This is a genomic window from Desulfosporosinus sp. HMP52, assembly GCF_000765145.1.
Lineage (GTDB): Bacteria > Bacillota > Desulfitobacteriia > Desulfitobacteriales > Desulfitobacteriaceae > Desulfosporosinus.
The window spans coordinates 1-18,008 of record NZ_JMGA01000045.1; the positions used below are offsets into that span (position 1 = coordinate 1).

At 44.0% G+C, this 18,008-nt stretch carries 23 protein-coding genes; all 23 read right to left on the reverse strand.

Annotated elements, in window-relative coordinates; genetic code table 11:
* Positions 1-153: 153 nt before the first annotated feature.
* The gene (locus DP73_RS16060; RefSeq protein WP_034600806.1) at positions 154-561 is read right to left on the reverse strand and encodes a F0F1 ATP synthase subunit epsilon; all 408 of its coding nucleotides are present in this window, start codon (positions 559-561) and stop codon (positions 154-156) included.
* 3 nt (positions 562-564) lie between these two features.
* Positions 565-1,962 carry a F0F1 ATP synthase subunit beta gene (atpD, locus tag DP73_RS16065; RefSeq protein ID WP_034600807.1) on the reverse strand — a complete coding sequence of 466 codons (1,398 nt, stop codon included), beginning with the start codon at positions 1,960-1,962 and terminating at the stop codon, positions 565-567.
* 37 nt (positions 1,963-1,999) lie between these two features.
* On the reverse strand, positions 2,000-2,845 hold the full coding sequence (gene atpG, locus DP73_RS16070) for an ATP synthase F1 subunit gamma (RefSeq protein WP_014905266.1): 846 nt from the start codon (positions 2,843-2,845) through the stop codon (positions 2,000-2,002).
* Between the two features lie 24 nt (positions 2,846-2,869).
* Positions 2,870-4,378, reverse strand: a complete 1,509-nt coding sequence (atpA, locus tag DP73_RS16075) for a F0F1 ATP synthase subunit alpha (RefSeq protein ID WP_034600808.1) — start codon at positions 4,376-4,378, stop codon at positions 2,870-2,872.
* Between the two features lie 4 nt (positions 4,379-4,382).
* Positions 4,383-4,949 (reverse strand): ATP synthase F1 subunit delta, encoded by a 567-nt coding sequence (gene atpH / locus DP73_RS16080; RefSeq protein WP_034600809.1) that lies wholly within the window; start codon positions 4,947-4,949, stop codon positions 4,383-4,385.
* Positions 4,946-5,443 (reverse strand): F0F1 ATP synthase subunit B, encoded by a 498-nt coding sequence (gene atpF, locus DP73_RS16085; RefSeq protein ID WP_034600810.1) that lies wholly within the window; start codon positions 5,441-5,443, stop codon positions 4,946-4,948. Before atpF ends, atpH begins: the two co-directional genes overlap by 4 nt.
* A gap of 110 nt (positions 5,444-5,553) precedes the next feature.
* The gene (gene atpE, locus DP73_RS16090) at positions 5,554-5,784 is read right to left on the reverse strand and encodes a F0F1 ATP synthase subunit C (protein WP_007787575.1); all 231 of its coding nucleotides are present in this window, start codon (positions 5,782-5,784) and stop codon (positions 5,554-5,556) included.
* A gap of 103 nt (positions 5,785-5,887) precedes the next feature.
* On the reverse strand, positions 5,888-6,631 hold the full coding sequence (atpB, locus tag DP73_RS16095; RefSeq protein WP_034600877.1) for a F0F1 ATP synthase subunit A: 744 nt from the start codon (positions 6,629-6,631) through the stop codon (positions 5,888-5,890).
* Positions 6,624-6,977, reverse strand: coding sequence for a hypothetical protein (locus tag DP73_RS16100; RefSeq protein ID WP_242865784.1), 354 nt, complete (start codon positions 6,975-6,977; stop codon positions 6,624-6,626). Before DP73_RS16100 ends, atpB begins: the two co-directional genes overlap by 8 nt.
* A 4-nt stretch (positions 6,978-6,981) precedes the next feature.
* Positions 6,982-7,206 (reverse strand): AtpZ/AtpI family protein, encoded by a 225-nt coding sequence (locus DP73_RS16105; RefSeq protein ID WP_034600817.1) that lies wholly within the window; start codon positions 7,204-7,206, stop codon positions 6,982-6,984.
* A 129-nt stretch (positions 7,207-7,335) separates the two neighbouring features.
* Entirely contained in the window at positions 7,336-8,469 is a 1,134-nt protein-coding gene (gene wecB, locus DP73_RS16110) for a UDP-N-acetylglucosamine 2-epimerase (non-hydrolyzing) (protein ID WP_034600819.1), read from the reverse strand.
* 195 nt (positions 8,470-8,664) lie between these two features.
* Entirely contained in the window at positions 8,665-9,129 is a 465-nt protein-coding gene (locus tag DP73_RS16115; protein WP_034600878.1) for a cytidine/deoxycytidylate deaminase family protein, read from the reverse strand.
* Entirely contained in the window at positions 9,129-9,758 is a 630-nt protein-coding gene (upp, locus tag DP73_RS16120) for a uracil phosphoribosyltransferase (RefSeq protein WP_034600821.1), read from the reverse strand. Before upp ends, DP73_RS16115 begins: the two co-directional genes overlap by 1 nt.
* A 13-nt stretch (positions 9,759-9,771) precedes the next feature.
* Positions 9,772-11,028, reverse strand: a complete 1,257-nt coding sequence (gene glyA, locus DP73_RS16125; protein WP_034600824.1) for a serine hydroxymethyltransferase — start codon at positions 11,026-11,028, stop codon at positions 9,772-9,774.
* Positions 11,029-11,114: 86 nt separating this feature from the next.
* Positions 11,115-11,681 (reverse strand): TIGR01440 family protein, encoded by a 567-nt coding sequence (locus tag DP73_RS16130; protein ID WP_052090752.1) that lies wholly within the window; start codon positions 11,679-11,681, stop codon positions 11,115-11,117.
* Positions 11,682-11,718: 37 nt separating this feature from the next.
* A complete protein-coding gene (gene rpiB, locus DP73_RS16135; protein ID WP_034600826.1) occupies positions 11,719-12,168 on the reverse strand; it encodes a ribose 5-phosphate isomerase B in 450 nt (149 codons plus the stop codon).
* 288 nt (positions 12,169-12,456) lie between these two features.
* Positions 12,457-12,897 carry a low molecular weight protein arginine phosphatase gene (locus tag DP73_RS16140; RefSeq protein WP_052090753.1) on the reverse strand — a complete coding sequence of 147 codons (441 nt, stop codon included), beginning with the start codon at positions 12,895-12,897 and terminating at the stop codon, positions 12,457-12,459.
* Between the two features lie 82 nt (positions 12,898-12,979).
* Positions 12,980-13,564: a manganese efflux pump gene (locus DP73_RS16145; RefSeq protein ID WP_034600827.1), complete on the reverse strand. Its 585-nt coding sequence runs from the start codon at positions 13,562-13,564 to the stop codon at positions 12,980-12,982.
* A 62-nt stretch (positions 13,565-13,626) separates the two neighbouring features.
* Positions 13,627-14,673, reverse strand: a complete 1,047-nt coding sequence (locus DP73_RS16150; protein ID WP_034600830.1) for an L-threonylcarbamoyladenylate synthase — start codon at positions 14,671-14,673, stop codon at positions 13,627-13,629.
* 6 nt (positions 14,674-14,679) lie between these two features.
* The gene (prmC, locus tag DP73_RS16155) at positions 14,680-15,525 is read right to left on the reverse strand and encodes a peptide chain release factor N(5)-glutamine methyltransferase (RefSeq protein WP_034600831.1); all 846 of its coding nucleotides are present in this window, start codon (positions 15,523-15,525) and stop codon (positions 14,680-14,682) included.
* A gap of 29 nt (positions 15,526-15,554) precedes the next feature.
* Positions 15,555-16,625, reverse strand: a complete 1,071-nt coding sequence (prfA, locus tag DP73_RS16160) for a peptide chain release factor 1 (protein WP_034600832.1) — start codon at positions 16,623-16,625, stop codon at positions 15,555-15,557.
* A gap of 16 nt (positions 16,626-16,641) precedes the next feature.
* The gene (locus DP73_RS16165; protein ID WP_034600833.1) at positions 16,642-17,523 is read right to left on the reverse strand and encodes a DUF1385 domain-containing protein; all 882 of its coding nucleotides are present in this window, start codon (positions 17,521-17,523) and stop codon (positions 16,642-16,644) included.
* A 164-nt stretch (positions 17,524-17,687) separates the two neighbouring features.
* Positions 17,688-17,885: a 50S ribosomal protein L31 gene (rpmE, locus tag DP73_RS16170; protein WP_014905285.1), complete on the reverse strand. Its 198-nt coding sequence runs from the start codon at positions 17,883-17,885 to the stop codon at positions 17,688-17,690.
* Positions 17,886-18,008 lie beyond the last annotated feature (123 nt).

Sequence of the window (18,008 nt, forward strand, 5' to 3'; positions counted from 1 at the left end):
TGCTGTTCCCGATCTTTTTTTACATACATTGATAAAAAACACCCCTATCCTCTAGTATAATTATACCATTTGGACAAGGGTGTTTCCTCTATTGTCTACAAGCTGAGCCCTCAATACTGAGGGCCTTTCACCATTACAGAATAAATACAAGAGCTATTTTTTGTCGCCATAGGCACTGATCCGTGCAGCAGCTCTGCGTAGAGCTAACTCAGCGCGTCGAAGATCAATCTCGTTTGTGCGAGCTGATAAGCGTTTTAATGCCCGTTCTTTTGCTTCCATTGCACGCTTAACATCGATTTGTCCACCAAGTTCTGCTGTGTCTGCCAGAACAATGGCTGAATTATCAACAACTTCGACAAAACCACCGGCAATAGCTGCTTGTTTAACCGAACCATTTAGAGTGTAACGTATAACGCCTATATCCAGGCCAGCAATTAATGGTGCGTGATTTGGTAATATACCTAACTCACCCATTGCGCCGGGAAAAACAACAAACTCAACATTTTCTTTCAATAAGTCCCCTTCTGGAGAGACAATGCGTAGAGAGAATGTTCCTGCCATGGCTTACGCCCCCATTTTCTTGGCTTTTTCAATGACCTCTTCAATGGGGCCCACCATAAGGAAGGCTGCCTCTGAAATGTCATCGTATTTCCCATCCGCAATTTCTTTAAAGCCACGAATTGTGTCTTTCAAGGGTACATACTTTCCAGGAGTCCCTGTAAATACTTCAGCAACGCTGAATGGTTGAGACAAGAAACGTTGGATTTTTCGAGCTCGCGCTACGATAAGTTTTTCCTCTTCAGAAAGCTCATCCATACCCAGAATTGCAATGATATCTTGCAACTCTTTGTATTTTTGCAGAATTTGCTGAACCTGACGTGCAACAGCATAATGCTCTTCACCAAGTACTAAAGGCGAAAGAATCCGTGAAGTGGAGTCCAAGGGATCCACAGCAGGGTAGATTCCGATTTCAGTAATAGCACGAGACAAAACTGTTGTAGCATCCAAGTGAGCAAATGCTGTAGCAGGAGCGGGGTCTGTCAAGTCGTCTGCAGGCACATAAATAGCTTGAACAGATGTAATAGATCCTTTACGAGTGGAGGTAATCCGCTCTTGCAATTGACCCATTTCTGTTGCTAGTGTCGGTTGATAACCAACGGCCGAAGGCATCCGACCAAGCAGAGCCGAAACCTCGGATCCAGCTTGGGTGAAGCGGAAGATGTTGTCAATAAAGAGTAACACGTCTTGACCTTGTTCATCACGGAAATACTCCGCCATGGTTAAGCCTGTCAGTCCGACACGAAGACGAGCTCCAGGTGGTTCGTTCATTTGACCGAACACCATAGCAGTCTTATCGATAACGCCTGACTCTTTCATTTCGTGATATAGGTCATTTCCTTCACGAGTCCGCTCACCAACACCGGCGAATACGGAGATACCACCGTGTTGTTTAGCAATATTGTTAATAAGTTCCATGATTAATACAGTCTTACCAACCCCAGCACCGCCGAAGAGTCCGATCTTTCCACCCTTAGAATACGGAGCGAGTAAGTCAATAACTTTAATACCTGTCTCCAACATACGGGTCGAAGGCTCTTGATCTTCAAAGGCCGGAGCCGGACGGTGAATAGGATAACTGGTATCGGAATTAACATCCCCTGCATTATCAATTGGCTCTCCCAAGACACTAACCATCCGTCCAAGGGTCGCCGATCCGACAGGTACTGTAATTGGAGCACCAGTGTTTATAGCCTCAATTCCTCTTTGCAGACCATCCGTCGAGGACATAGCTACACAACGTACGGTGTCATTTCCGAGATGTTGTGCTACTTCTAAGGTAATGTTAATATTCTTCTCGGGAACAATAACTTTAATAGCAGTATATATCGCCGGCAGTTCATCGGGTGCAAACGCAACGTCAACTACCGGTCCCAAAACTTGCAAAACCTTGCCGTTTTTCACAGGCGAGAAACCTCCTTATTGGGTATTTCCGGCAGCTTTAATCTAAGGCAGCTGCTCCCCCGACAATTTCAGATATTTCCTTAGTAATCGCCGCTTGTCGGGCTCTGTTCATGGCCAGCGACAATCGATCAATCATATCCTTAGCATTATCCGTTGCTGAGCTCATAGCTGACATCCTGGCCCCTTGCTCACTTGCTTTTCCTTCAAGTATTGAGCGATAGACCTGTGTCTCAACATACTTTGGCAACAGACTTGCGAGGATCTCATCAGGCGACGGTTCAAAAATATATTGTTTACTTTGTTTACCTTCAGGCTTTTCGATGGGAAGTAGTTTGATCTGCGTAGGTCTAGAGTTAATTGCGCTTACGAATTCGGTATACATGAGATAAACCTCATCCGCTTCGCCCTGCTCATAAATTCTCACTACTTCCTGAGCTATTTCTTTCGCTTGACTATAACTTGGTTCATCTCCAAGTGCTACAAACTCAGCCAAAAACTCAATTTTTCCGCGTCGGAAGAAATCCCGACCCTTGCGGCCCACCGTTACCAGCTTAACGTCTTGCGGCGTTTCGGCAATCAAGGTAGCGGTCTTCCGAATGAGGTTCGCATTGTACCCCCCGCAAAGACCACGGTCTGACGTAATTAACACATAAACCACCTTTTGAACAGGCCGCTTAACTAGAAGCGGGTGAACTGTATCTCCAGGAGCCTGTGCCAGTCGTTCCAGAACCCCTTGTAATTGGTTGGCATATGGACGGGCTGCGCTTAGTTTTTGTTGGGCTTTTCTGAGTTTGGCCGCGGAAACCATTTTCATCGCTTTGGTGATCTGCTGCATATTGCGTACACTGCGGATCCGGCGACGAATATCGCGTACTCCTGCCACCTCATTCACCTACTCCTTTTTAATCTAGGCCACAAACCCCTGTTTGAATTCGTTAATTGCTTTTTCCAGATCGGCGATCATATCATTAGAGAGCGCCTTCTCAGTGCGAATTTTAGCCAACAGGTCGGCCTTCACGGAGCGCATGAAGCGCAGGTATTCTTGCTCAAATTTCCCAATTTTGTCAGCATCAATATCATCAGTGAAGCCTTTAACTGCCGCATAAATAACGACAACTTCTTCTTCAACAGGCATTGTTGCATACTGATTTTGTTTAAGAATTTCCATGGTTCGTTTTCCACGGTTGAGTCGCATTTGCGTAACTTTATCCAAGTCAGATCCAAATTGAGCAAATGCTGCTAATTCACGATAGCTGGCGAGATCCAAACGGAGCTGTCCGGCAACTTGTTTCATAGCTTTGATCTGGGCGCTACCACCTACCCGGGAAACGGAAAGACCAACGTTGATGGCTGGACGGAATCCGGCATTAAAGAGGTCTGATTCCAAAAAGATCTGGCCATCAGTAATGGAAATAACGTTCGTAGGAATATAGGCAGAAACGTCACCAGCTTGAGTCTCAATAATCGGAAGTGCTGTCATTGAACCTCCGCCTAGGGCATCGGACAACTTCGCTGCACGCTCCAACAAACGAGAGTGGAGGTAGAAAACGTCTCCAGGATATGCTTCACGTCCTGGTGGGCGTTTAAGAAGCAAGGAAAGTTCACGGTAAGCTACCGCTTGTTTGGAAAGGTCATCGTAAATGATCAGAACATGTTTGCCATTATACATGAACTCTTCACCCATAGCTGCACCAGAATAAGGTGCGATAAAGACCATTGGAGAAGGCTCAGAGGCAGTAGCACATACAATGATTGTGTATTTCATAGCATCGTTTTCTTCTAATTTCTGAACAACGCTGGCAACTGTCGATGCTTTTTGTCCGACAGCTACGTAAATACAAATCATGTCTTGACCTTTTTGGTTAATAATCGCATCGATAGCTACAGCAGTTTTACCGGTTTGGCGGTCACCAATAATCAATTCCCGCTGACCACGTCCAATAGGAACCATAGCATCAATAGATTTTAGACCAGTTAGCATCGGTTCACTCACGGATTTACGTGAAATAACACCTGATGCCGGGGATTCAATCGGACGAAACTTGTCTGTCACAATTTCCCCTTTGCCATCAATGGGCTGACCAAGAGCATTAACAACGCGGCCAATCAAAGCCTCGCCGACTGGGACTTCCACGATCCGCCCGGTTCTCTTGACCTGATCGCCTTCTTTAATCCCTGTGAAAGGTCCCAGAATAACACAACCAATATTGTCTTCTTCAAGATTCATCGCCATACCGTAAACATTTCCTGGGAACTCCAGAAGCTCACCTGCCATAGCCTTTTCCAGACCATAAACACGAGCAATTCCGTCTCCAACCTGGATAACTGTCCCAACATCTACGATATCAACAGCAGTATCGTATCGTTCGATTTGCTGCTTAATAATGGAACTTATTTCTTCTGGACGCAAGTTCATTCTGTTATTTCACCCCTACTTCCTGAGGTTTATCCGAGTTTCTTCGTAAATTCTCACGCATTTTTTCAAGTGAATGGGCAACAGTCCCATCAAGTACACGGTCTCCGATCTGAATCAGTACTCCACCAATGAGCTCGGCTCGGACTTCGCTTACAAGGCGAACCTCTTTCCCGGTCATACGTACAATAGCTTTTTTCAGTTCATCAAGCTGGGACGCACTTAGTTCAATAGCACTTGCTACTTTGGCTTCCACCACTTGACGTGCCTCATCCGCTAATCTTGTAAACTCACGTTGAATAGCAGGTAAAAGATCGGCTCTTCTACGGTCAATCAAAAGATAAAGAAAACGTCTTGTTATATCCCCAAAGCTATCTCCCATTAACTTGTCCATGATGGACTTTTTATCACTTAAGGAGATGTGGGGATGTAACAGGGTGTCTTTAACCTCTCCATTTTCCTCCACCATCTTAGTTAGTTCACTTAAATCAGCATCAATTTGATCTAGGCCTGTCTCAGAGGCAATTTCAAACAAGGCTTGGGAGTATCTACGCGCAAGTGATCCATTTATCATTGCATTTCTCCTACCTCTTGAATAAACTGCTCGATGAGTTTTCCTTGACCCTTAAGGTCAAGTTTTTGTTTAATAATTTTCTCTGCAACGGAAACTGAAAGATCTGCAACTTGTGCTTTAACATCGGAGATTGCCCGATCTCGTTCACGTGCGATATCAACAAGGGCAGATTTTTTAATCTTCTCAGATTCTTCATGTGCAGCAGCTAGAATCTCGGCTGAACGAGCTTCGCTTACCTTAGTAGCCTTAGCAATTACTTCTTGGGCTTCCTGGCGAGCTTTACGCATTTCTTCTTGGTATTCACGCTTTATTTTATCTGCCTGTTGGCGCTCGTCTTCAGCCTGCTTAAGCATGGATTCAATATTAGTCCGCCGTTCTTCCATCATTTTCATTAGCGGTTTCCAAGCATATTTGCTGAGAAGCCAAACGAGCAACAGGAAAGATAAAACCGTAGCCGGTACAGTATAGTCAAATTGAATAGGATTCCCACCCAATGGTCTACCCCCCTCTCGAGTCTAATTGACGTCGGGATGATTTTTTTCAAGGGAGAACTTACGTTCCCCCTTGAATTAAGATGGGCTTACTCTCTGCCCATCATACGAGCTTACTTTGTAAACATGAGCAGCAGGGCGAGTACCCAGCTAAGGAGTGGCAAAGCCTCAATCAAACCGACACCAATAAACATAGTAGCTTGTAATGTTGCTTTAGCCTCCGGTTGACGACCAATACCCTCCACCGTTTTACTAATTACATTACCATTACCAATTGATGCCCCAAGAGCTGCCAAGCCAGCAGCAATTCCTGCACCAAGTGCAGCAGCAGCAGACACGTCCATGAGATTTCCTCCTTTCTTGATTCCGATAATTAAATTATTATTCCCTCAGTGGTGGCGAGCATCACTGAAAACCAGCACAACAAGTGCTTGCACTAACAAGTGCTTAATGGGCGTCTGAGGTAACAGCCTGCGAAACATAAGCAGTTGTCAAAACCACAAACACGTAAGACTGGATAGCTCCAATAAAAATACTGAATGCTAACCAAATTGTTGTTGGTAAAATCCCCGGAAGAACCCAAATACCAGGTAACATTAAAATAACTCCCAATAGTATTTCGCCTGCAAAGATGTTTCCAAACAAACGAAAGGCTAGTGTCATTGGTTTAGCGAGTAAATCAATGGCGTGGATAATCACAAACACTGGATTTGGCTCAACAAAATGGTGGAAATAATGTGCCCCTTTATGCTTGATACCTAAAAAGACAACTAGAATAATCGTTAATAGAGCTAAGGAAAGAGTCGTGTTAATATCGGCCGTTGGTGACATCATTGACGGCCCACTGAAAATGTGACCTAACTGGGCAAAATGAACGTCATGCAATAGATTAAACGTGAAGTTTGGGATAAGGCCAAGCATATTGGAAAAGAAAACAAACATGAACAACGTCACCAAATAGCTCAGCAATGGACGTCCCTTTTCATACTCCATGTTATCATTGATGATCCCACGGACGAAATCTATGATCCACTCTAAAACGTTTTGCATTTTACCAGGTTTTCCACTGGTTAAATTGCGTACTCCTGCGAAAACGAAAATCATAACAAGAGCCATCGAAATCCAGGTCATGATTAAGGTTTTACCATGAAATGTCATACTCCCCAAATGCCACAATACTGTTTCATGCACTTCTTTTATCACCCCTTTCTCCATAGTTTTTTTGCATTGCCACAATGATAAAGGATATTATCACCCCTGTAACAATCCCTAACGCTAAACTAAACAGCCAACCGGCTTGGAAACGAGCAATGAAAACGATAATCAGTGTGATCATTCCCAAGCGAGCAATTAGATTTCTACGCATCCTTTTGATCGCTGACTGAATGTCCATTTCTGAACTTAGTAATACCTCTTTATAAAACCACAAAGTATAACCAAACCCTGCCCAATACCCCAGCAAGCTGCCAAAGAGAGCCTGTTTGCCGGTTAAGGCTATACTAAATAATATACAAGCAGTCCCACTTAATAATGCCATAAAGCTACTTCTTATCATCGGATGCTCCAAACTCTTTCAAAGTAATTACTAAATAGCTCCCTCCCAGTGCTAGTCCCACCAGCATACAACTGATTGTGAACAAGGGCTGCGTCATCCATCGAGCATCGAGGTATCTACCTAGGAAGTATCCTCCGCCAACTAATATAGCTAGGGAAGTTGATATGTTAGACCCGACTACTAAGGCCTTTTGCCAAGATTTTAATTCCATAGCTTTATTCATTTCCTTATGTATTGATTTGTCATGTTATTATGCAACATTTCAACAAATCTTACGCTATGTAATATATTAACATACTTCGAGGGGACTTTGTGCTTTTTTTTACAGCATTGAAGAATTTTATGTCCACCCCAGCTTTTCTTCCACTATTTGGGCTATTCTTATGGCTGCCGTGCCATCTCCATAGGGATTACTGGCCATTGTCATTTTATTATAAGCCTCTGGATTCCCTAAAAGATTCTTCAATTGTAAAAACACGTTTTCGTATTCCGTCCCTACCAAGGCCACAGTGCCTGCATCCACTGCCTCGGGGCGTTCCGTCGTATCTCGGACAACCAATACAGGCTTGCCCAAGGAGGGCGCCTCTTCCTGTATTCCCCCGGAATCTGTCAAAATCAGATGGGCCCGTGCCATTAGATTGGCAAAGGGCTCATAGTCCATCGGTTCGATTAGGTTAACCCGCGGATGAGACCCCAAAACCTCACTGACTACCGTTCTAACGACAGGGTTTTTATGAACGGGAAAAATTATGTAGGTATCCGGAAACTCCTCCAGGGTATCCCTTAAGGCCTGATATATTTGCCGCATGGGCTCACCTAGGTTTTCCCTGCGATGTGTGGTTACGAGAATCATTCTCGATCCTTGCCCTTTATTGATTATCTCCTGGATTTGACTGTCGAAAAAACTGTATCCTGGGTTTACAGTAGCGAGCAAAGCATCTATTACCGTATTGCCGGTAATAAAGATCTTTTCAGATGGTATCCCTTCTCTTTCAAGATTCAGCTTTGCCGTATTTGTTGGAGCAAAGTGATAATCCGTTAAAACTCCTGCAAGTTTTCGGTTCATTTCTTCCGGAAAGGGAGAATATTTGTTTCCTGTTCGCAATCCAGCTTCTACATGTCCAACTGGAATTTGAGCATAAAAAGCCGCCAAAGCAGCCACAAATGTTGTGGTTGTGTCCCCATGAACCAACACTAAGTCAGGTTGCTCGCTTTGGAAAACTTCTTTCAAGCCATTTAATACCCTAGTTGTAATATCAGTTAAAGTTTGACCCGGTTGCATAAGGTTCAGATCAAAATCAGGATCGATTTTAAATAGCTTTAGTACCTGATCCAGCATCTCACGATGCTGAGCTGTTACTATAACTTGACAGTTAATAGAGTCCTTCTGACGAAGTGCTTGAATCACAGGAGCCATTTTTATTGCCTCCGGACGTGTCCCAAACACAATCATAACTCTTTTTTGCTTATTCACTCGGATTACTCCTTTCGATGATTATCAATCGTTAATCCGATAGCTACTTGGGGATCTTCGTAAGGTTCAAATCACTTGCCGGCCAAACATTCATACTTTTGCTATAATATTATTAAATATCAGATTTTATAAATTTTCAGAAACTACAAGCTAAGAGTTGAATTCCAAGTTTACTCTGCTACAAAGACAATTCGGCTAAGAGATATCCTCTCCAAATTTAACCAGTTTCAATCCTGCCTCATCAGCCATTTGGACAGCCAGCTTATCCGGGTAAGCATAGGTATAGACTACTCGAATTATTCCTGCATTGATCAACAATTTTGTACACAAGACGCAAGGCTGATGAGTTGTGTATAGGTCTGCACCAGTAATAGCGACCCCATGCTTTGCTGCTTGAACTAAAGCATTTTGTTCTGCATGCACAGCACGGCAGATCTCATGGCGTTCCCCTGAGGGAACGCCTAAGCTCTGCCGTAAACAGCCAACCTCAGCACAATGCTGGAGCCCAGAAGGGCTCCCATTATATCCGGTACTTAATATTTGTTTATCCTTTACCAGCACTGCCCCAACTTGACGACGCAAGCAAGTTGATCGTTCGGCGACTACTCGGGCCATTTGCATAAAATAGCTATCCCAACTAGGACGTTTTCCTTGAATCATCATTTTGTTCCAAACAACCTATCCCCTGCGTCTCCAAGACCGGGAACAATATAGCCATGGTCATTTAAGCGTTCATCAACTGCTGCAACAAAAATGTCTACATCATCATGGGCGCTTTGTACGGCGGCAATCCCCTCCGGGGCAGCAATTAGGCACATCAGTTTTATATTCTTCGCACCACGTTCTTTTAAAAATGTTATTGCCGCTGCAGCTGAGCCCCCTGTTGCCAGCATTGGATCAATAACTATAAGATCCCGCTCCGCGATATCTGGAGGCAGCTTGCAATAATATTCCACAGGCATTAGAGTTTCAGGATCTCTATAGAGTCCCACATGTCCCACTTTTGCAGCGGGAATTAAGCGGAGCATCCCATCAACCATCCCTAAACCTGCTCGCAGAATGGGAACTAAGCCAACTTTGCGGCCGGCTATAACCTTGGACTTGGCTATTGCTACAGGTGTTTTTACTTCGATCTCTTGAAGGGGAAAATCACGAGTTACCTCGTAGGCCATTAACATCGAGACTTCCTCGACTAGTGCCCTAAATTCCTTTGATCCTGTTTCCTCATCCCGGATCAGTGATAACTTATGTTGGATTAGAGGATGATCAAGTACTTGAAGCTTTGGCATAAGTTTCAGTCTCCTAATCTAAATTAGTATATAAGGGAAATTCGGCGCACAATGAATTCACAATTTCCCGCGCCTGTGACAGTTTATCAGGTTCATGATGTGAGGTCAAGGCAAGATCAATCGCCTCAGCTATACGTTTCATAGCCTCGGTATTCATGCCCCGGGTTGTAACTGCAGGGGTGCCAAGACGAATTCCGCTGGTTACAAAAGGACTTGCTGTATCAAAAGGAATTGTATTTTTGTTAACCGTAATACCCACTTCATGTAAGATATTTTCTGCTTCCTTGCCTGTTAATTGCTTAGTTGTTACATCAACCAGCATTACATGGTTGTCTGTTCCACCTGAAACAAGGCGGAATCCACGATCCATGAGACCTTGTGCCAGAGCTTTTGCATTATCAACGATATTCTTCTGATAAGTTTTAAATTCGGGCTGAAGGGCTTCTCCAAAAGCAACCGCTTTGGCTGCAATGACATGCATTAATGGCCCGCCTTGGATTCCCGGAAAAATCGCTTTATCAATAGCTTGGGCATATTCAGCTTTACAGAGAATTAAGCCACCCCTGGGGCCCCTTAAAGTCTTATGGGTTGTGGAAGTAACAAAGTCCGCATAGGGGACTGGCGATGGGTGTAGTCCCGCTGCCACTAACCCGGCGAAATGTGCCATATCCACCATCAACAAAGCACCTGCTTCATCGGCAATTTCACGCATTTTTACAAAATCAATAATTCGAGGATAGGCGCTGGCTCCTGCGACAATCATCTTCGGATGATGCTCTTTGGCCAGCTGACGTATTTGATCATAATCAATGGTTTCAGTCTTTTCATCGACACCATAAGGGACTACATTAAAATATACACCTGAAATATTTACCGGACTCCCATGTGTCAAGTGACCCCCATGGGATAAATTCATTCCTAGGATTGTATCCCCTGGCTTGAGAAAGGCAAAATACACTGCCATATTTGCTTGAGATCCTGAATGTGGCTGCACGTTAGCATGCTCCGCGCCAAAAATCTTCTTAACTCGCTCGCGAGCAAGATCTTCCACAACATCTACATACTCACATCCGCCATAATACCGTTTTCCGGGATACCCTTCGGCATACTTGTTAGTCAAAGCTGACCCTTGGGCAGCCATCACTGCTCGGCTGACAAAGTTTTCAGAGGCAATCAGTTCAATACTGTTGCTTTGACGCTTCTCTTCTTGTTCAATGGCTTTTGCAACTTCGGGGTCATTATTTTTCACCCATTGATTAATATAGTCCATCCTAGTTCACTCCTGTCAATATTTTTATGAAAGTGGGTTTGATTGACCCTACCCAATTCTCCTAATTATGCCGGTCTTTGAACCGTCTAGGCATACGCTGCCCTTGGACCACCAATAAGGCGTGGTCTTGTGCGCGCCATAGTTAAGTGGGCCTGACCCAGTTCTTTAACATGTATACGTATTGGGATTACTACGGGCCTTAAGTGCATTCCGATAAATGTATCTCCCACATCTATCCCCGCATGCCCTTGAATTCGCTCTACCATAACAGGGGAAGAAAAGCCTTCCCAGGCTTTTACCGTCATAGCTCCTCCGGCGTTAAGCGCAGGAAGTACAGTTACTTCTTCCAATCTGTAATGTTCTACGCAAGCTCGTTCCAGTACCAGAGCGCGATTAATATGTTCGCAACCTTGAACTGCTAAAAAAACTCCCTGTTGCTTTGCTCGATCTAAGAGAGGAGGAAGTAACACTTCTGCGACTTCCAAACTGCTTCCCTGCCCAATATGGTGGCCTATAACTTCACTCGTACTGCACCCTAAGACAAGAATTTGTCGAGACTGTAAGCCAGCCTTTAGGAAGAAGGCATCCAGTACTTCATTCCATGTTTTAGCTATTTCCTGCAAGCTTTCTTTGATCTGTTTATCCTCAAGCAAGGCACTCCTCCTCCTTTCAAATTAAATTAGAGGGAGACTAAACCATCTCGCCTCTTTCAATGTTAGAAATCAGATCTACTCTAAGGGCATGTCTTCCACCTGAAAACTCAGTTTTCAAGAAAATGTCCACAATATCCAGAGCAAGTCCCATCCCAATTACTCGAGCACCTAATGCTAAAACATTGGCATTATTATGTTCTCTGGCCATTCGGGCTGAAAAGGTCTCAGAGCAAAGGGCAGCACGGATTCCGGGTATTTTATTTGCGGCCATAGAAATTCCTAGTCCGGTGCCACAAACCACAATCCCTAAATCTGCTTCCCCTTTAATGATTGCACTTCCAACTGCAAAACCGTACTTTGGATAGTCTACGGAATCATTGGAATGGGTTCCGAAATCAAAAACTTCGATTTCCTGTGCTTGTAAATGCTTGCGAATAGCTTCTTTTAGTTCATATCCACCATGATCAGCACCCAGCGCAACTTTCACTCTTTAGTCCTCCCTCTTTAATTCACTACTTTATTCTCTAGATAGTTTAAAAGTCCTGCAAAAACAGCTAAAGAAAACTTTGCCGGCCCAGTTTCCAGCGGGGCGGAGCCTTAGTTATGCTTTGCAAGTATATAACATAAGTTGTAATTTCATTAGTGCTCCCGCACAACGGTCATGGGGGTCTAATGCGATAAACAAGTTTCACCGTTTTTCTGACTGCAAATAAAGCGACGTTTCACGCCGCTAGTGTAGACATTTTTTCTACTTATTATGCCTATTTAGTGCTAATTACCCAAGATTTACTTGGTTCTTTAAAACACTTAACAAATCTGTGATTTCCAATGCTGTCTGGCGATAGACTTCCAGCGGACCCATCCATGGATCGATTATATCCCGGTTTTCTCCTCCCCAGTTTCCCAAACGTCGGATTTTATGAATACAACCAGGGAACCGACGCTTTAAGCCTTCTTCTTGAGCCAATGTCATAGGGATAACCCAATCCGCATCAGCCATTAGCTCCTCAGTTATTCTTCTCGCACGATGCTGAGAAAGATCTATTTTCCGTTCTTTAAGAATTTCTACCACATGAGGGCTAACCGGATCTCCGTCCCAGGCATCCATTCCAGCCGAACTTACTTGAACCAAATTACCGAACATCGACCGGCCTATCCCTTCAGCCAGCGGACTACGGCAGGTATTTCCCGTACAAACAAATAAAAGTTTCAACATTAAACTCACCTCGAATGAAGAAAAAAATGGGTTTACACCACAATACAAGCAGCAGTAATTGTCGAGTTCGGATCCAAATAGGCTAAAAGAGAAGTTTGATACCAATTAATAGTAACGCCAATCCGCCGAATAATTCAGCCCTATCTCCCAACCTTGTCCCCATAACTCGTCCTAAAACCAAACCAATTCCAGTCATCAATCCCGCAATCATACCCATAATCAGAACTGTCATAAAAATATCTGCTCGAATAGTTCCAAGTGAAAACCCGACACTTAAGGCATCTAAACTCACACTTGCAGCCAAAAGATAAATACCGTATCCTTCCAGAGAGCTTTGATTGGTAATATTCCCAGCAAAAAAGGCCTGTCTAGCTTCTCCAAAGGGCAAACTTTGCTTAGCCGGCCAATAAATCTTATAGAGCATTCTCGATCCTAAAACAATTAGAACGAATGCTCCAGCCAAACTTGCAAATTGCCCCAAAATTGATCCCAAAGCTTGACCGAGCATCATGCCGCCAAGAGGCATAAACACGTGGAATATAGCTACTACTAACACTAACCTGACCATCATGCTCTTTCTTATACCGGCTAACCCAATTGCGAGAGCTAAAGAAAATGCATCCGCTCCCAAAGCAGTTGCAACAGCCACAACCCATAAGAAATTCATACCCTTCCCCTCCGTTCCCCTATGTATATGCAATGGAAAGGGATGATTAGACGAATTACTTTCTAAATGTGTTGAGTTCGCTTTCCTGCTGCTTTCTCTAAGCGGTTCATCACCGCGCTTCCTAAGCCACCTTCTTCAATACCTTCAACCAAAATTAAATCCATTTTCCTTTCATCACACAATCTTAATCCTTCAAAGATATTCCTTGCCACTTCCGAAGGTTGATCTTTTGAACCTAGAACAAACAAAAGATCAGGATGTCGATCATGCAAATAGGATGCACTTTCCAATGTACACAGTACTCCCACCTTTTTAAACCTGGAATGTCCTCTTATGATTTCTTGAACCATCCGTTGTACGACTCTTTCCCGATGCCCGCTAACTAAAATTAATTCGCCCTGAGGCGCATAATGCCTGTATTTCATACCAGGGGCTCTGGGAGCTTGATTTTCGGAACAAGAATCTGTATAAACGTTCCCTAATACCGCTTCTAACTGTTCCCTGGTAATCCCACCCGGACGAAGAATAGTGGGCACCTCCCCACTCACATCAAGAACTGTTGATTCCAAACCAACCTCACAAGCTCCTGCATCAAGAATTAGGGGTATCTTCCCTTTCATATCCCGCCAGACGTGGCCGCCTCTGGTTGGACTAGGCTTTCCTGAAAGATTAGCACTAGGGGCGGCAATCGGGATTCCCGCCTCCTCGATTAAGCGCAGGGCAACCGGGTGACTGGGCATACGAACAGCAACATTATCCAGGCCGGCAGTTACAATATCCGGAATTAAGCTGGTTTTCGGTAAGATTAAGGTTAATGGACCCGGCCAAAAATTCTTAACGCATAACTCCGCTGAAGACGTCCATTTATTAACGCAAGAATTCGCCATAGAAAGACCGGAAACGTGTACAATTAACGGATTGTCTTGAGGTCTTCCCTTTGCAGCAAAGATCTTAGCACATGCCGAAGCATCTAAAGCATTTGCTCCTAACCCGTAAACAGTTTCTGTTGGAAAGGCTACTAACTCTCCTGCTCTTAGCCACTCCGCACCCTCTTTTATTAATTCAGCTTCTGGATTGACTCTATCAACAGAAATTCTTTTTGTCTCCATTATCACTCACCTCGCCAAGATCACTCGATCACGTCCGGCCAAATCCGAAAATACCTCTGTTTTAAAGCCATTTAACTGAAATAGCTTGCAAACAGCTTCCGCTTGATTCCAGCCAATCTCCATCAGCACTTTCCCTTGAGGATTCAATAAAGGGCGTATCTCATTAGCTAAACGTCGATAAAAATCCAATCCGTCCGTTCCACCTAAAAAGGCCATAACAGGCTCATGGAAAATCTCAGGTGCACACTGGCGATAGTCTTCTGCAGAAACATAAGGAGGGTTTGTGATCACATAGTCCCAATACTCTCCTCTAATGGACTCCACAAAGTCCCCTTGTCGCCATTGTACTGGAACCCCTAACTGTTTGGCATTTAGCTGCGCTACCTCTAATGCACCTGGGGAAAGATCAACTCCAAGCACCTCTGCAGACGGAAAAAAATGCGCTAAGGAAATTGCCAAGACACCACTTCCAGTACAAAGATCTGCAACTCTAATGGAACGAACCAACTCATTTTTATGATCTTGCCTTAGAATATCTAAACATTTCTCGACTAAAACCTCGCTGTCGGCACGGGGAATAAGTACTCTTTCATCAACATAAAAAGAAAGCCCCATAAATTCTTGTCGACCTAAGATATACTGCAGCGGGACGTTCTCTGAACGTCGTTGTATGAGTTTCTGATAATGTTCCGACTCTTGCTCTGATAAAATTCGATCCCAATCCAAGTATAGACGATCCCTTGTTACCTTTAGAACCTCAGCTAATAACAAGTCTGCGTCAAAGCGAGAATTATCAATCCCTTTTTTTAGAAGTTCACTCTCGCCCCAACGCATTCCATCAATTACTTTCAAACCTGCAAACCCCTTACTCCATTTAACAATTACTGTATTTCTGCTTTTAGCCGTTCTGCCTGATCTGAAGAATTAAGAGCTTCAATAATCTCACCCAAATCTCCCGTCAAGATCGTATCTAAGCGGTGAAGAGTAAGGTTTATCCGATGATCCGTCACACGCCCTTGAGGAAAATTGAAGGTTCGTATTCTCTCACTTCGGTCTCCGGTACCTACTTGATTCTTGCGTTCAGAGGCTTGTTCACCCATGGCTTCTTCTTGTGCTTTCTCTAAAATTCTAGCACGTAAGACGCGCAAAGCTTTCTCTTTATTTTTAAGCTGTGATTTTTCATCCTGGCAAGAAGCAATAATTCCAGTCGGTATATGCGTAACACGAACCGCTGATTGGGTTGTATTTACACACTGTCCCCCCGGTCCACTGGAGCAATAAACATCAATCCGCAGATCATTCGGGTTAATAGAGACTTCAACTTCCTCTGCTTCAGGAAGAACCGCTACTGTGGCAGTCGAAGTATGAATCCTACCGGAAGATTCTGTGGCAGGAATCCGCTGAACACGATGTACACCACTTTCAAATTTCAATTTACTGTAAGCCCCATGTCCTTCTATCAGGAAAATAATCTCCTTATAGCCCCCAGCATCAGAATAACTCACACTGAGAACTTCAACTTTCCAGCCCTGACCTTCTGCATAGCGTGTGTACATACGATGAAGGTCACCTGCAAACAATGATGCCTCATCTCCTCCCGCGCCTGCGCGGATCTCCATAATGACATTTTTCTCATCCAACGGATCCTTTGGCAAAAGTAGAATTCGAATTTGTTCTTCTAATTCCTCGGATTTTGATAATAAGTTTTCTTTTTCTTGCTCAGCCATCTCCTGCATCTCGGGATCCAACTTTTCTCGAAGCAGGGTCTCAGTCTCATCTAATTCCCGCTTTACCTCTTGATATTCCCTGAACACTGTGACGAGATTTGTCATCCCCGCTTGAGCCTTAGCATATTTTTGCCATTCACTCTGGTTGGAGATAATTTCCGGATCACTAAGGAGTTCTGTTAATTCATCATATTTCCGTTCAATTTCATATAGTTTCTCTAACATTTTTACACCTCAAAAATTACGAAAGTTCTTGACCTGAATCTAATACGCCCTTTAAAGCAGCTAGGGCAACTTCCAACTGAGCATCATCCGGTTCTCGTGTTGTTATTTTCTGTAATAACAAGCCAGGAACAATAAACCAATGCAACCAGGGAGACTCAAAATTCCGTGAGGAAAACTTTAAGACCTCGTAGGCAATCCCAGCAACCAAGGGCATGAGCAATATACGAGAAAGCAACCGCCACCACAAGGGATACAGCCCCACGAAAGCAAATACAAAAACACTAACAATAACAACTATAAGCAGAAAACTAGTCCCACAGCGCGGATGGAGTCTTGAAAAAGATCGAGCATTATCTACAGTAAGATCTTTCCCTGCTTCATACGTAAATATTGCTTTATGCTCTGCACCATGATATTGAAAAACTCTTTGAATATCTTTAAGTCGAGATATTAGTAATATATACAAAAAGAAAACTCCGAGTCTTATTGCCCCCTCTAAAAGATTCTGCCCTACCGCTCCAACAACCCTTGCTTCAAATAAGTGTGCTGCGACCGTGGGCAACCCGACAAAAAGCAAAAGACCTAAGGCAAAGGCAACTCCTATTGTTAAGGCCATTTCCCAAAAGCCAAGTTCTTTTCCATCTTTTTCTTCTCCCATAGAACGATTGGCGGAAAATGTTAAGGAGCGAGTTCCTAGGATCAAGGAATCAACCAGGGCAACAAACCCTCGAATCAATGGTAACTTCAGGATTGATTTCGATGACCATGTATTGAGCTTACTGCAAGTAACTTCAATCTCTCCATTGGGCAGCCTTACTGCAATAGCACTCTCATGCGGCCCGCGCATCATTACACCTTCGATGACCGCTTGCCCGCCATATTGAACTGGTCTGCTCATCCCTTCGTCCTCCTCTATTATATGGAGGCGCAGTGCGCGAAGTTCTGGGCTCGAAGGTAAACTATCGCCCTTCGCACCGCGTACTCGCGCATCACTTTGAGTAATTACGCAAAAAGCAGAGCTTGCGCTCTGCTTTTCCACCAGCAACGACCGCAGGCCGTTGTTTACATCCCATATTTCTTTTTAAACCGATCAACCCGTCCGCCAGCATCGACAAACCGCTGTACCCCGGTATAGAAGGGATGGCATTTTGAACAAATTTCCACTTTAATGTTCATTTTTGTACTTCCGGTTGGGATAACTTCTCCACAAGCACATGTAACAGTGGTTTGTTCATATTTTGGGTGAATTTTTTCTTTCATGTCTTCACCTTCTTTCCCATTTGGATCGAGGCGCTTTTTTGTCGCACCTTAAAAAACATTTCCAGTCAACTCTTACTATTCTAGCACAAAGAGCATTAAACGGTCAAGGATTGTCTTTCTAAG